The organism is Bacteroidia bacterium, from assembly GCA_019695265.1.
Lineage (GTDB): Bacteria > Bacteroidota > Bacteroidia > JAIBAJ01 > JAIBAJ01 > JAIBAJ01.
In genome coordinates this window covers 1-15,205 of record JAIBAJ010000022.1, presented here as the reverse complement: position 1 = coordinate 15,205, position 15,205 = coordinate 1, and the positions used below count along the sequence as shown (strand labels likewise).

At 36.0% G+C, this 15,205-nt stretch carries 10 protein-coding genes; 8 read left to right on the top strand and 2 right to left on the bottom strand.

What is annotated here, in order from left to right:
• Nucleotides 1-275 precede the first annotated feature (275 nt).
• A complete protein-coding gene (locus tag K1X82_05410) occupies nt 276-5,264 on the top strand; it encodes a PAS domain S-box protein (protein MBX7181528.1) in 4,989 nt (1,662 codons plus the stop codon).
• A gap of 4 nt (nt 5,265-5,268) precedes the next feature.
• On the opposite strand, the gene K1X82_05405 is transcribed toward K1X82_05410, so the two are convergent.
• Complete coding sequence (locus K1X82_05405; protein MBX7181527.1) at nt 5,269-5,490, bottom strand: PspC family transcriptional regulator; 222 nt, start codon at nt 5,488-5,490, stop codon at nt 5,269-5,271.
• A 937-nt stretch (nt 5,491-6,427) separates the two neighbouring features.
• On the opposite strand from K1X82_05405, the gene K1X82_05400 reads away from it, so the two are divergent.
• Genes K1X82_05400 through K1X82_05380 form a run of 5 tightly spaced genes read left to right on the top strand, consistent with a single transcriptional unit; the run spans nt 6,428 to nt 10,419 of the window.
• Entirely contained in the window at nt 6,428-7,093 is a 666-nt protein-coding gene (locus tag K1X82_05400; GenBank protein MBX7181526.1) for a hypothetical protein, read from the top strand.
• A 10-nt stretch (nt 7,094-7,103) separates the two neighbouring features.
• Nucleotides 7,104-8,003: a glycosyltransferase gene (locus K1X82_05395; GenBank protein ID MBX7181525.1), complete on the top strand. Its 900-nt coding sequence runs from the start codon at nt 7,104-7,106 to the stop codon at nt 8,001-8,003.
• 1 nt (nt 8,004) lies between these two features.
• Nucleotides 8,005-9,054 (top strand): glycosyltransferase, encoded by a 1,050-nt coding sequence (locus tag K1X82_05390; GenBank protein ID MBX7181524.1) that lies wholly within the window; start codon nt 8,005-8,007, stop codon nt 9,052-9,054.
• Nucleotides 9,030-10,007 carry an NAD-dependent epimerase/dehydratase family protein gene (locus K1X82_05385; protein ID MBX7181523.1) on the top strand — a complete coding sequence of 326 codons (978 nt, stop codon included), beginning with the start codon at nt 9,030-9,032 and terminating at the stop codon, nt 10,005-10,007. The genes K1X82_05390 and K1X82_05385 overlap by 25 nt, the downstream gene beginning before the upstream one ends.
• Nucleotides 10,008-10,017: 10 nt before the next feature.
• Nucleotides 10,018-10,419, top strand: a complete 402-nt coding sequence (locus K1X82_05380; protein ID MBX7181522.1) for a hypothetical protein — start codon at nt 10,018-10,020, stop codon at nt 10,417-10,419.
• 1 nt (nt 10,420) lies between these two features.
• On the opposite strand, the gene K1X82_05375 is transcribed toward K1X82_05380, so the two are convergent.
• Nucleotides 10,421-11,557 carry an acyltransferase gene (locus tag K1X82_05375; GenBank protein ID MBX7181521.1) on the bottom strand — a complete coding sequence of 379 codons (1,137 nt, stop codon included), beginning with the start codon at nt 11,555-11,557 and terminating at the stop codon, nt 10,421-10,423.
• Between the two features lie 186 nt (nt 11,558-11,743).
• On the opposite strand from K1X82_05375, the gene K1X82_05370 reads away from it, so the two are divergent.
• Together K1X82_05370 and K1X82_05365 are read left to right on the top strand one after the other, a co-directional pair.
• On the top strand, nt 11,744-12,820 hold the full coding sequence (locus K1X82_05370; GenBank protein ID MBX7181520.1) for a PorV/PorQ family protein: 1,077 nt from the start codon (nt 11,744-11,746) through the stop codon (nt 12,818-12,820).
• A partial coding sequence (locus K1X82_05365; GenBank protein MBX7181519.1) for a hypothetical protein occupies nt 12,820-15,205 on the top strand: 2,386 nt, incomplete at its 3' end. The genes K1X82_05370 and K1X82_05365, both read left to right, overlap by 1 nt.

The following is a 15,205-nucleotide window of genomic DNA, read 5'->3' as shown; positions in this document are numbered from 1 at the left end:
GTGTCGGGTAGGGATAGAGGCAAGTAGCCCACAGGAGCCCACAGGCCCGAATCCTTTCGGGCCTGTGGGCGACGAGGACTACAGCCGATAGCCCGACCTTGAGCCATTAAAAATAATGGAAAAGTGCCAATAATTTTGCGAAAGGGACCCGCCCCAAAAAAAATAGAATTTAGGGCAGTATGGATTACTTGTTAAGAACTAAACTAGGGTCGTTTGTCGGAATGTTTAAATATTTACAACTTTTAGGGCAACGTTTTAGCTAATGACTCGTTGAAATGCGGCAATCAACAGACTTGACTCAACCATTTTTCATATTGTTATTGTCGGATAATGCTCAGCTTAGCGGGTTGATATCCAAGGTTTCGGGTGAATTAAGACTGCCTGTAATATTAGATAGAAGCAATTATTTGGAATTGTTTGAATTGCCGCTGGAATACAACGAGGTGAATATGGTGTTGGTAGATTTGGATAAACGATTACAAGATGCAGAGGTTTTATATCGTCAGATCAGAGAGTTAAATGTTCAGGTTCCGATAATTTTTTTAGCGTCACAACAGGAGCAGATAAATTTTGATTATTTGACGGCAGATTCGAATGTGAATATCATGTTCAGGGAAGATTTGTCGGAAGGGGTGGTGAAGTATTTATTGCGGGGATTGAGGCAAATAAGGAAGGCAATGGATGCCAAGATTTATGCACAAACAGAATTGGCAGAAAGTGAATCGTTGTTAAAGCAATCGCAACAACTGGCAAAATTGGGACATTTTAGGTTTAATTTTTTAACCAGGAAGGATATTTGGAGTGAGGAAACCTATCGTATTTACGGTATTGATCCAAGAAGGGAATTAGCGTCGGAGGAGTTGTTTTATAGTTTAATTCATCCGGATGATTATCAATATTTTATGGAAGAGACTGCCAAATTTTTATCACAAGGGCAGCCTTATCATTTGGATTATCGCTTAAGGTTAAGAGATGGTACGATAAAGTATGTTGAAAACTATACCAGGCCTTATTTTGATGGGCATGGGAATTTAGAAAGTTGTACGGGCAGTGTTCAGGATATTACAGAGAAGAAAATTGCAGAGTTGGAGTTGAAGAAGTCCCAGGACAGGTTGTATCGAATATTGGAAAATTTACCATCGGGAGCAGTATTTGTAGAAGGAGGTAGATTGACCTTAAATAGGGCTGCAGAACGAATTACGGGGTATGAAAGGAATGAATTACAAACCTTGGATGATTGGTTTGAAAAGTTATATGGGAAAAACCACGATGTGGTAAAAATGATTTATGAGAACGATCGGAATAAGAGTTTCCCATCCTCGCAAATTACGCCTATCACTAGGAAAGATGGGAAGCAAGTGGAGATGGAGTTTGCTGGGGTTGAATTAGGGGGTACAGAAGTTTGGTTGTTGAATGATTTAAGCAATGTGAAATCTCAGCAGGAATTGTTTAAAGGTTTGTTTGAGCATTCTTCTGATGGGATGTTGTTGTTAGAAGAGTCGAAAATTGTTGACTGTAATCAACAGGCTGTTAAGCTGTTGAAAGCAAAGAATAAGAATTATATCGTTGGGAAGGAACCTATAGATTTGTGCCATGAGAGCCAACCGAATGGTAAAACACTGGAAGAGAAGCGAGAGGAGGTGAATGCAATGGTTGCCGGCAATAATACGGTGGTAACAGAATGGAATCATAAAACATCTGATGGGCAAAAATTACCGGTAAGGGTTACTATCACCAAAGTAAATATTCGAAACAAATCATACCGTTTGGTGGTGTGGCATGATTTGAGTGAGCATTACGAATTGAAAAGGAAAGAGGAGAATAAGGATAGATTTATTAAGAAGTTGGTGAGTTATCAGCATGATTTAATAACCGTATTAGATGTTGACACACTAAGCATTATATATTCCAATGATCAGGTAGAGGAATTGTTGGGTTATACCAATCAGGAATTAATACAAATGGGTGGTTCCTTTTGGACGAATATGGTGGAGCAGGAGGATTTGAGTCAAATTGAACATATGGTAGAGAGTTTTCCGAACTTAAAGAAAGATGAGGCGATTCAGGTATTTATAAGGGCTAAGCACAAAAATGGCTCAAGGGTGTTCCTGCATATAAAGTTTACCATATTCAGTTTGGATATTACCGGGCGTCCTAGCCAAGTTATAGGTTCGGCGAGGGCTATACCGAAGGAGTTATTTAAGGCCCATCAAAATGTGGCAAAGGATCAGAAGGTAACAAGTATTTTGGACACTCTACCGGATGCTTTGTTTGTGTATGATTTAGAAAGTAATCGGAATTTGTTTCTGAACAGACAAATGTCGAGGCTATTAGGTTATACCTTGGAAGATTATAAACAATTAAAGGAAAAAAGTTTAAAGCAATTTATTTTTCATGAAGACTTAGCAAAGGTCGAGAAACATATTCTAGAATTATCCACCCTACCTGAAAGCCAAACATCTGAAATTTCCTTTCGTCTTGTCAGAAAAGACAGAAAAGTTATTTCAGTACATTCTAAAGAATTAATTTATAACCGTGATAGAAATGGAGCTCCAGTCCATATTCTTGGGATAATCAGAGATGTTAACGACCTCATGCATAACAATTCGCTACCAAATTTTGACTTAATTGTGCGGACTATAGGGGAGTCACTGCCCAGTCCTATTGCCGTTTTTGATAATTCAGGTCAAATGGTTTATCAAAATGAAGTGTTTTCCAATCTGGATGATCTGGATATTTCCAAGTGGAAGGGTATGCAGTGGTTGAATTTATTATCGGAGGAGGATAGAAATTTAGTATTGGTTAAATTAAAGGAGGAGAAAGGACAATTAACAGAGGGTACATGGAGGTTGAAAGTTAATTTAGTTAATCATCCTGACTTAGTTTTAAATTTTTCAAAAATTGAAGTTCAAGGAATGACTTTGGCCTATTTGGGAACGTTGGAAAGGAAGTTAGAGATTGCAGAACTACCCAATTTTTCAAATGAGTACAAACGGTTTAATACCTTAATGGATAATGCAGGGTTTAGTATTTTTAGTGTTGACAAAGAGTTTAGGTACCGTTCAATTAATAAAGGTCATAAAGGTTTTTTGGGAAAGAAGTTTGGAATAGAGCCGGTAGAAGGAGATAGAATGGTTTTGATGGAGCGTTCGACAGGAGAAGAGAAGCAATTGTTGGAATCGTATTTGAATCGTGCATTTGGTGGTGATTCATTTACAGTTATTGAAAGTTTGAAATTTGCAAATAATTCCACCCTGGAATTAAGTTTTAGTCCAATCGTACAAGTAGGAAAGGAAATAGATGAGGTAGTTGTTGTTATGAAGGATATTTCACACAGCAAATCGTTGGAGAAGCTGATGAAATATTATGAAGGCAATTTCAAGGAGGTATTCAATAATTCTCCTGATGCCATTTATGTAGAAGATTATCAAGGGAATATTTTAGCAGTAAATCCGGAAGCCTGTGCTATGCAGAACATGGAAATTGATGAGTTATTAGGCAAGAATATACTGCAAATTACACCTAAAGAATTTGAAAAGCAAGTGGCAGAAGATTTTCAACGGATGGTGAATGGTGAGATTGATATTCTGGAGAGTTATACATGGCGTAAGGGCGATAAACCTTTAGCAGTAGAAATAAAATGCAGTCATATTCACTATGGTGAAAAACCTGCTATGTTGTTACATGTTCGAAATGTCTCTGCAAGAAAGGTAGCTGAGCAGAATGTGAAAAACTTGCATCAGGTCATTGAAGAAAGTGGAGATTTAATTGCAATGATAAGCCCTGATGGTAAGGTAATATATTCGAACAAGGCATTTAAGGAAAGAATGGGAGAAATGGATACCAATACCTATTTTATTACTGCCGTAAATTCTGAACCTGACATTCAGGGCTTATTAACAAAGGCATTTAGGTTGGCAAGGGAGGAAGGTTCATGGATAGGTGAAATGGAAATTATTGGGAAAGAATCTGTTATAATACCATGCTCACAAATAGTAATTGCTCATAAGGATGAGCGTGGCAACCTGATGTTTTTTTCTACTGTATTAAGGGATATTTCAACCGCCAAAAAGACCCAGGATCAGTTGTTAAAGGCAAAAAATTTGGCTGAGGAAGCTGCCAAGGCAAAGGAATTGTTTTTGGCAAATATGAGTCATGAGATACGAACACCAATGAATGGAATTGTCGGTTTAACTGAGGTGTTGCTTCAAAGTCAGTTAGATGAGAGTCAGTTTGAAATGTTAAAGGCTATCCGTACTTCCGGAGATAATTTGTTAGTGATTTTGAATGATATTTTGGACTTAGCCAAAATTACATCCGGTAAAATGGAGTTTGAACGTGTGAAATTCAACTTGAAAGAGCTTATTCAAAGTGTTGTAAAGTTGCATGAAGGTAAGGCAAAAGCGAAATCAATCAATATCCATTTTGCATTAGATCCACGTATTCCTAACGAAATTTCCGGAGATTCGGTAAAATTGTCTCAGATTTTAAATAATTTGATTGGTAATGCTGTTAAATTTACTGATTCAGGAAGAGTAGAAATTACCATAGAAAAAGGAGTGGAAAAGCCGGAAGGTATTCAGTTGAATTTTATTATTAAGGATACAGGAATTGGAATACCTGAAGCTAAATTGCCATTTGTTTTTGATAGTTTTACCCAGGCTAGTAGCGAAACAACCAGGAAGTTTGGAGGGACCGGTTTGGGTTTAACAATAACCAAGCAACTGATTGAACTACAGGGAGGTACAATTGGGGTAGATAGCAAAGAAGGTAGAGGTAGTACTTTTTATTTTAGTTTATTGTTTGGAATTGAAAAGCTCGATAGTTTTCAGGTTGCAGGTACCAAGAAAGTATATCAAGATGAGCCACAGTATGACTTTAAAGGGGCCAGGGTTTTAATAGCCGAAGATAATTCTGTAAATCAGTTACTAATGAAACGGATTATGGAAAAGCTTAATATGGTTGCTGAATTGGCCGATAATGGTGAAAAGGCATTGCGATTGTTAGAAGAACGTGATTTTGATTTGGTGTTAATGGATATGCAAATGCCGGAAATGGATGGATATACAGCAACTGAGCAAATCCGTAAGGGAGAAGTTCAGGTGAAGGCGGCTTTACCAATTATTGCAATTACTGCCAATAGCAGTATTGAAGATGCAAAAAAGTGTTATAAAGCCGGAGTAAATGATTATATTTCTAAGCCATTTAAACAAGGCGAATTAATTGAGAAACTGGCTAAGTTTTTGCCATTTGAAAGATTGTAGGAATTTATAAATCCCACACTCGGTTTCTACGTCCGTTTATTAAGTTTTTTAATTCAATCCAAAAGGCTAGAACCATGTAAATTATAATCGGAGAGCCAATGGTAAGGAAGGATGTATAAATAAAGAATAAACGGATTTTAGAACTTTCTATACCTAATTTTTCACCAAGCCATTCACATACCCCATAGGCTTTTTGTTCAAAGAGTGCTTTAATTCTTTCTACCATTTTAACTAGTTATGCAAATGTAGTAAAAATTGATTCAGAAATTGTTCAAGTAGCTTACCTAACTGGTGTTAATCTAATATGTCATTAATTACAAATGGATGTTTTATATTTCTTGGTATGCGGGCCCCCTCCGCCCAATGAGCTTTTATTAATTTCAAAACAACCTGCATGGGCGTTCGGGTCACGCTATCGGCTGTAGTCCTCGTCCCCCTAGGCTAAAGCCGTAGTGGTCCTGTGGGCTACTTGCCTCTATCGTTGCCCGAGGTGCAACCTCAAAATGTAATATTTAAACATACCATTAACAGTATCTATTTGTTTACTGCAAAGGGGGGTATTTACCATCTTCTGATTCAGTGCTCTTGGCTGTGCTCGACCAATCTAATACCGATGTTAGTTGGGTAATGGTCCAAAAACTATGTTGAAAAGAACATTGGTAAATGCCTGTAGAAAAGCTTTTTAGGCCAATTATTGCGAAGCATAAATTGTTTAAAAAGTATTTGCAAATAGTAGAAACCAGCAGTTGCTAGGGTCTGCAGGAAATTACTGAAATGGTACTGATGAATGGTTTGTTAAGGAATGTCCTTTTAAATGGCCGTGGTAAATTATTGCATAAATCAAGGTTAATTAAAGGTTGGAGTATTTTTTTACAAGCCCTGTCTCTCTTTTCATGTTCTATTTGAATCGAAATCCGGTGATTGTTTGATGGTAAGCATCAGATACCTGTAAAATGTTTAATAGAATGATTATTTTATGGAAGGAATTCGTCAAAAAGTAGAACCTTTGTGATGTTTCAAAGAGTTAAGAAATGCAAATACCAGCAGTTTTATTTTTGGTTTACAAACGACCGGAAGAAACTCGGAAAGTTCTCAATCGGATTTTGGAGTCAGGTACGAATAGGATTTATGTATCACAAGACGGTTTTTTGCCTGAGAACCGAATGAATTGGATTAAGGTAAAGGAAATTTTGGATTCAATACCACGTAATGTTGAATTGATACGATGGGAGCAGGAGTGTCATTTGGGGTGTAAAAAGGCTGTTAGTGAGGCAATTTCCCGTTTTTTTGAACTGGAATCAGAAGGTATCATATTAGAAGATGACACCTTACCACATCCTGATTTTTTCAAGTACGCCTCCGTCTTGCTTCATCGTTATAGATCGGATGATTCTATTGCCCTAGTTTCTGGAACAAATAACAATGGATATATTGAAGATGGAGCATCCTATGGGAGTATGTTAACTTCCAATGTTTGGGGCTGGGCTAGTTGGAGAAGAGCATGGAAAAGGTATGATATAGAAATGCGTTATTGGCCAGCATTGGGTGATTCAGATTATTTTAAGTTGGCACATCAATCTTTGGCCAAACATAAGCAAACTCAGTATCAGCGCACCTTTGAAGGAAGCATAAATACTTGGGATTACCAATGGGAAGGTTCAATAATGGCCAATCGTATGAAATGTATTATTCCTAAAAGAAATTTAGTAGAGAATATTGGATATGGTCCGGAGGCAACACATACATTCGAAACCATACCTTATTTATATAACAAAGTAGGTGAGGGGATGGAGTTCCCGCTTGTTCATCCATTGTCGTTAAACAAATAATTGTTTTTAATTGTTCATATCGATTGTCATACCAGTATTGAATCAGGAGGAATACCTGGAGGAAGCTATTTTGTCGGTATTGAGTCAGGATCATGAAGAAAAGGAATTAATAATTATTGATGGTGGAAGTAATGATAGAACAGTAGAGGTAATAAGGAAATATGAAAAACAAATTAGCTACTGGGTTTCCGAACCAGATTTTGGACAATCGGATGCTATAAGAAAGGGGATGAAAAAAGCTAAAGGTGAAATTGTTAATTGGTTAAATGCAGATGATTATTTATTACCTCAAGCCTTAAGTAAGGTGAACGAAGTTTTTTCAAAATCAAATTTTGAAGTAGTATGTTCGAAAGTTTTGAGATTAAGGCAAGGAAAAGGAATGGAGGATGAATTTTCACAAACTAGACTTGAAAGTTGTACTGAAAAAACCATTGTTTATGGTAGTATGGGGCAGCCCGGACAGTTTTATTTAAAAAGGATATGGGAAGAATTGGGAGGTGTGTCCACGGAGTTTCATTATTCGATGGATAAAGACTTATGGATTCGTTATTTGGCTAAATATGGACAAGATAAGGTAGCGGTTGTTTCTTTTTCGACTGCAGTTTTCCGATTGCATTCAGGGTCAAAAACTGAGAATGATGGAGGAAGATTTAAGGAGGAAGATAAACGGATTGAGCTAAGAGTTAAGGAGCAAAATAAAATTGCCGGAGCTGTTTTGCTGTTACAGTCGTATTATTTTGGAAAAGAATCAATGGATCTTTATGCCCAGGCATCTTACCAAGAAGCCAGGAAATTAGCATGGAAAGCCATTAGGGGAGGGGCATGGGATACAAAAGGTTTGGTAGTGTGTTTTCTAAAGGTACTTTTGTTGCCCGGATTTTTAATTAATTGGATAAGATCAACAAAGTAGCATGACCACAGCTTCCATGGAACTTCAAGAAAGCAAGCCTTTGGTGAGTATCATCATGCCATGTTACAATGCCGGTATTTTTGTAAAGGAGGCAATTTTTAGTATTCTAAATCAAACCTGGCAAAATATAGAGTTGTTGATTTGTGATGATGCAAGTACCGATGAAACCAGATCTATCATGGAGAGTTTCAATGATCATAGGATTCGTAAGTTTTATCACCAAGAGAATTTGGGTTACTTGGCAACATGCAATGAGCTATTTCAAAAGGTGAGTGGTGATTTTGTGAGTTTTCAGGACGCTGATGATTTTTCAGAGCCCGGGAGGATAGCACAGTGTTTGGAGGCCTTTAGAATGAATCCTGAAATTGGATTTGTAATCACTGATTTTCGACGGATATCCAAATCGGGCAGATCTTTATCAAGTATTATTGAGCCTGTTGATTTAGAGAGGTTCAGGTTAGATTCAAATTATAAAATTCGGGTTTGTGGGGCAACTATTTTTATACGACGTGAAGTATTGAATAAGGTTGGCTTTTATCATCCCTTTTTTGAGAGGAAGGGGGGAGAGGATTACGAATGGTTGTTTAGGATATCAAGGAATTTTAAAGGAGAACATATTCGGGAGCCTTTGTATGTTTATCGGATGTATGATAGCCAGGTTAAGCTTTACAATATGAGACATAAGAATATAGATTTTTTTATAATTCTACCTGCGATCGAGTTCATAAGGAAGGTATGGATAGAAAAAAATATGTATTTATTAGAGGAGGAAAATCAATTTTGGTTGCAAGAAAAAATTAAGCAATTGGAGCAACCATTTAAAGAGGACAGTTCAAAGTTTTACCGATATACATCGATTGAGTTTTTAAATTTATATGATTTTAAACGCGCTTTTCAAATGTCATTTTGGGGTTTGCGCAATAAACCTGGTAAACCAATCAATTTTGTGTTTCCGGTTTATATCTTATATTTGATATTTAGAAGGAAAGTCCCATTTCAACTAATTCCTGAAAATTACAGAGAAAGATGGAAGAAAAAGGAAAGGTTTTAGTTACCGGAGCGGCTGGTTTTATAGGTAGCCATTTATGTGAACGTTTGCTTGAACTTGGCTATTCTGTCATAGGAATTGATAACTTTTCGAATGGGTTTTTAATTAATTTGGAGAAATGTCTTCAGAATGAAAAATTTCGTTTAATAAAAAAGAATTTAGAAGAAGTTACCTTAGATGAACTAGGTTCATTGGAAGGTATATTTCATTTGGCTTCTGGTAAAATACCGAGGGCTTTGGATGATGAAGGTTATCGTACCATTCGGGAAGGAATGACTACATTGGCCTGGGTTTCAAATGTTTGGTTACAAACAAAGGCGAAATTAGTTTTCTCTTCCACTTCTGAAGTTTATGGACCCATGTGTGTTGTTCCATTTAAAGAAGATGATCCAATTTCAATTGGTAGCCCAATGGATAAGAGGTGGGTTTATTCAGCATCCAAAATACATTCAGAACAATTAATTATGGCATTATCCAGACAGGAAAGTTTATCATTTGCAATTGCTCGTTTGTTTAGTGTTTATGGTCCAAGGCAGCATCCTTCCTGGAAGGGAGGTGTTCAATCAGCTTTTTTGGAAAATGTGAGGTTGAGAAAGCCAATTGAGATACACGGGGATGGGAGTCAAAAACGGATATTTACCTTTATAGATGATGCCGTGTTAGCCTTAGTTGAAATGTTTAGGAATTCTAAGGTGAAAAATCAGATTTTCAATGTTCAAGGTAGCGAAGAAGATGAAATAAGTATGATAGGTCTAGCCGAATTGGTATTAGCCATAAATGGATTTGAAATAAAGGACTATCCAATTCAATATTTAATGGATTATTATCCAAAAGGCAAGGATTCAATTGAAGGTAAGATAGCAGATTTGACTAAAATCCGTCGGGAATTGGGATGGATGGCTAAAGTTCCTTTAAAAAAAGGATTAATGGAGTGTATTTTAAGCCAAATGCATTAATTTTGACCCAATGAGAGTATTGCTAATTCTTTTGATAATGGTCCTGGGATCATTCTATTCCAAATCACAGTCAATTGCTGAATTAAAAGGGGATACCATTTTTTTGGGCGAGGAGAAATGTGCTATAATTACAAGAAATGGGTCAGGATGGAATGTAAATGGAATTGAAGGGAAGTGGTTTGTTCAAATAAAGGAAGGAGAGTTTATTTTTTCAAATGGTAAGGTTGCATATCCGGAAGTTACCACTTTTTCAAAGGAAAAGGCTGTAAAAACTTTAAGTGAAAATTATATTTTTAAGAAAGGTGGTGGATTAGATTTTGCTTCCGTTGATAGAATGGTAAAATGGTATCCAGTAAGAAAATCGGTTTTACCTAGTTTAAGAACCAATCCCAATTGCAATTTAGAGGAATAACTTATTTTCCATAGAATTTTTGTTTTAATTCTAACAAAGGTCTTTCAAAATAATAAAAACTAATTGCACTTATTGGAACAATTAATATAAACCCTAGTACAGGTTTTAAGAATAATTCAGGTAAAATTGGGTTATGGAATCCACAAAGTTCAATTATTCGTTTTGAGATTAGAAGTCCAATTTCATGAAAGCAAAAAAGTCCATAGCTAATTAAACCTAGTTGGCTTATTCGTTTAAAATTCCCCCATTTTACTATGGAGTAGGAGCAAAAATTCTGTTCAAAAATGAAGAACCCAAGAAAACTTGCTAGGGTAAGTCTTTCAAAACAAAGATTTAGCCATGGAGGCAATAGATTGTTTTCAAAAATTGGATGATAGAAAAGAATACTGGTTATAAAAAAAATATAAAGGATAAGAATCGAGTTTTTGCTAAGGCTAGATAGTTTCTGAAATACAACTGAATTAGGTTGGAAAGATAAAAAGGCAAAAAAAGCTCCAATACCTATATCACCTAACATAAAAAGGGTGTGAAAGAAGATGTTTAATTTGGAGTAAAATTGCCATGTAAATAGAAAGAAACCTGTGATAAGTAATAGTACTAGCCCTAATTTCTTTTTATCAAAAAGCCATAATAACCAAGGCCACACTAGATAAAATTGTTCTTCTACGCTAATGCTCCAGAGTACAGAAATAGCAGGTAAGTATGGGAATCCATGATTAATAAGATAAAAATTTCCGGTAAAGGTTACAAACGGCCACCAGGGTGTTGAGTCATGGTAAGGTTCTCCTAAGATTGATTTAAGAAGTGGAAAGCCAATAAAGCATAAGGCAATCATAATAAAATAAAGGGGCCAGATTCGAAGTGCCCTACGGATATAGAATTTCAGTGGGTGGAAAGTACCTGTCCTTTCTTTTTCTTCGAGGATAACAAAAGTGTTTATATAGCTCGATAATACAAATGCAAAGCTAAATCCAGTTTTCCCAAGAATGTATACATAGTTTTTTATCCAAAGATAGAGTTCTGAATTTTTAACCAGTGCATTTTCGGAATCTAATGAGTGGCCCCAAAAAATAAAGAGAAATGAAATGAACCTGAGTCCATCTAGGTTAGAGAAATATTTTCCAGTACGAATTTGCAAGTATGCAAAAGTATTGATTTTATGCTTTTTTGTTTGGATTTATGAAACCTAGTTAAAGAGTTTTTCGATTAAGCAAATTGTTCAAAACCAATTTAGCAACTCTTCAAAAAAAGTTGAATTCGGAGGCAATAGATTTAAAAATTTGCAGTTATGCGGGCTGACCATAATAACACCCCACCTATGTATATGAAGAAAGTACTAATCGTTGCCAAAATTTTAGTTTTATTTACTTTTCAAATTGTTTATTCCCAAGCACCTAAGTATAGTAATGAGTTTTTACAAATTGGGGTTGGTGCAAAAGCATTGGGAATGAGCAATGCATCAGTTGCTCATGTTGGAGATGTAACATCCGGTTATTGGAATCCTGCGGGGCTTGTTAATGTTAGAAGTTTAGTTTCCGTAGGATTAATGCATTCGGAGTATTTCGCTGGAATAGCGAAGTATGATTATTTGGGAGTTGCCCATGCATTGAATCCAAACACTTCGATTGGATTGAGTATTATACGATTTGGTGTGGACAATATTCCAAATACCACAGAGCTGATAGATAATAATGGTAATTTAAATTATGATCGAATTACAAAATTTTCAGCTTCAGATTATGCCTTTTTATTAACGTATTCCAGGAAGACTAAAATTGAGGGCCTTCGATATGGGGCTAATGTCAAAATAGTTTATAGAAAGGTTGGTAAGTTTGCAAATGCCATTGGGTTTGGTCTCGATTTTGGTGTTCAGTACGATAGAGGAGCTTGGAAATTTGGTTTAATGGCAAGGGATGTTACCAGCACATTCAATGCATGGAGTTTTTCTTTGGATGAGAGAACAAAAGAAGTGTTTCAACAAACTGGCAATGAAATTCCAACAAATTCATTAGAAGTTACATTGCCAAGATTTATTTTAGGAGTAGGTAGGAAGATTAATATATACAAGAAATTTTCTTGTTATCCGGAGATAAATTTTGAAATGACCACCGATGGAAAAAGGAATGTTTTGATAAAAGGAGATCCAATAAGTATAGACCCTCGTTTGGGTGTAGAATTTGCTTATAGCAACATCGTTTTTATAAGGACCGGAGTTGGTAATTTTCAAACATATACAGATGATTTAGGTAAGAAGATTTCAACCATTCAGCCAAATATTGGGGCAGGGTTTAGGATAAAGAATTTTTATGTAGATTATGCTTTCACCAATATTGGAAACGTATCGGTTGCTCAGTATAGCCATGTTTTTTCTTTAAAGTTTGATCTAAATAAAAAATCTTGATGAAAAGAATTTTAGGATTATTAGGATTAGTACTTATTGGCTTTCAATCAGTCTCCCAGCCATATGGCAATGAATGGATTGATTATTCACAAGTCTATTTTAAATTTCCTATTGTTCAAACAGGTATTTACAGGATTACTTATTCTGATTTGCTGAATGCAGGAATTCAGATTAATGGCCAGGATCCTAGGAGGTTTCAGATTTATGGTCGCGGGGTTCAACAATATCTTTATATTTCAGGAGAAAATGATGGCTCTTTTGATCAAAGTGATTATATAGAGTTTTATGCCATGTCAAATGATGGCTATTTAGATAGCTTAGTTTATCAAACTCCATCTGCAATTACCAATCCTTTTCATAGTTTATATACAGATACGGCTTATTATTTTTTTACAATTTCATCTGGAATTAATAATAATCGGTTTTCACTAGAAACTGATGTGAATTTTAATTCCTATAATTCAACCAACCATATTTGGAGTGATGTAATACAAAAGTTTCCTACTGGTTATTTTCTTGGACCAACAAATGCATATGGAGTTACAGATCCGGAGTATGTGAGTGGTGAAGGTTGGATTGAAACCACCAATCAATTCGGTATAGGTGGTTCTGTTACAAAAGCAATTTCAACCCCAAATTCAGTTTCAGGATATGATGCTATTTTTAGAGCTTGTGTCGTTGGTACCTCAAAAGATGGCCATTCGTTAAGAATAGCTTTGCCAAATGGAAATCAATTAGATACTTCTTGGGTTGGGTCATTAGCAGCAAAATTTAGTGTTTCTATTTCTTCAGCTAATTTGGGGGCCACCTCTAATTTCACCTTTTTGGGATTGAGCAATCCAATGTCTGTTTCTTCAAACAAAAAGGCAATTTCCTATGTTTGGCTTAGATATCCAAAACAGCCAAATGGTGGTGGAGTTGGAACCTTTAGGTTTCTTTTGGAGGATAATCCTTCACAATCTAAATATAGAATTGACTTCACCAACGTGTTAGGGAATCAAAACACATCCTATGTTTATGATCTTACTAATCACAAGCGTTTACCTGTTGGCGGGTCTGGTGGTACATTTTCAGTTTTAATTCCAAATGGAGGATTAAAAGAATGTATTTTCACAGGTGAAGGTCAGGCACTACCTATTTCCAATATGGTTCCATGTGGAAGCAATGGATATTTTACCAACTTAACTAGCTTATCCAATCCAAAACATTTAATTGTTAGTCATGAAAGTTTAATGGCAGAAGCGCAATCATATGCAGCCTATAGAACTAGTCAAGGATTGCCTGGTATGGCTATAGATATTGCGGAGTTATATGACCAGTTTTCGCATGGAATTAAGCAAAATCCATTGGCAATTCGCCGTTTTGCCGAATATGGAAAGGATGTTTGGAGCAGTACCCATCTTTTTATTATTGGGAAATCTGTTATGAGTGATTTTCAAATGAAATGGAGAACCAATCCGGTTTACGCAGCTCAGAATTTAGTCCCTACTTGGGGGTTTCCAAGTAGTGATAATCTTATTACATCCGGAATAAATGGAGGATTGTGGGAAACAGGGGTATATATTGGACGATTAGCCGCAAAGGTTCCAGAACATGTAACTTGGTATCATAACAAGGTAATAGAGTATGAAACTGCTGCCTCGGATCCTCAACCTTGGATGAAGCAAATTGCGCATTTTTCAGGAGGTTCCAATCCTGCAGAACAATCAACATTGTTATCTTATTTGAATTCATATAAAAATACCTTGGAGGATACTTTGTTTGGGGGAATCGTGCATACTTTCCAAAGTACAACTTCGGCACCAATTAATATTTCTTTGGCAGATAGTATTCGAAACCTTGTAAACAGTGGAGTTTCTATTATGACTTTTTTCGGTCATGCCGCAGGAAGTGGTTTTGACGTAAGTACTGATGAACCAAGTACCTATAACAATCAAGGAAAATACCCATTTATCGTAGCAAATTCTTGTTTAGCTGGTGATATTCATTTGCCTGATGATGGACAAAGTCAAAGTGAGCCTTGGGTTTTATTGGATGGTAAAGGAGGAATAGGTTTTCTTGCTCAGATTACAAAAGGACTTCAGCAATATTTGCATGTTTATTCTACTGCATTTTTTAAAAATCTCGGACAAAATTTTTATGGTAAAACAGTTGGTGAAATTATCAGTAGAACCATTTTTCAAACTCAAAATCCAAATAATACAGATTCTAAGGATGTATGTTTAGAGATGACTTTGCATGGTGATCCGGCATTAATAATAAATTCTCCTAGGAAACCTGATTTAATGATTTCTCCAAATTTGGTTTTTACCAATCCAACTGATGTTACAACAACCTTGGATAGTTTTCAATTAAATGTTGTAATTACCAACCAAGGTAGAGCAT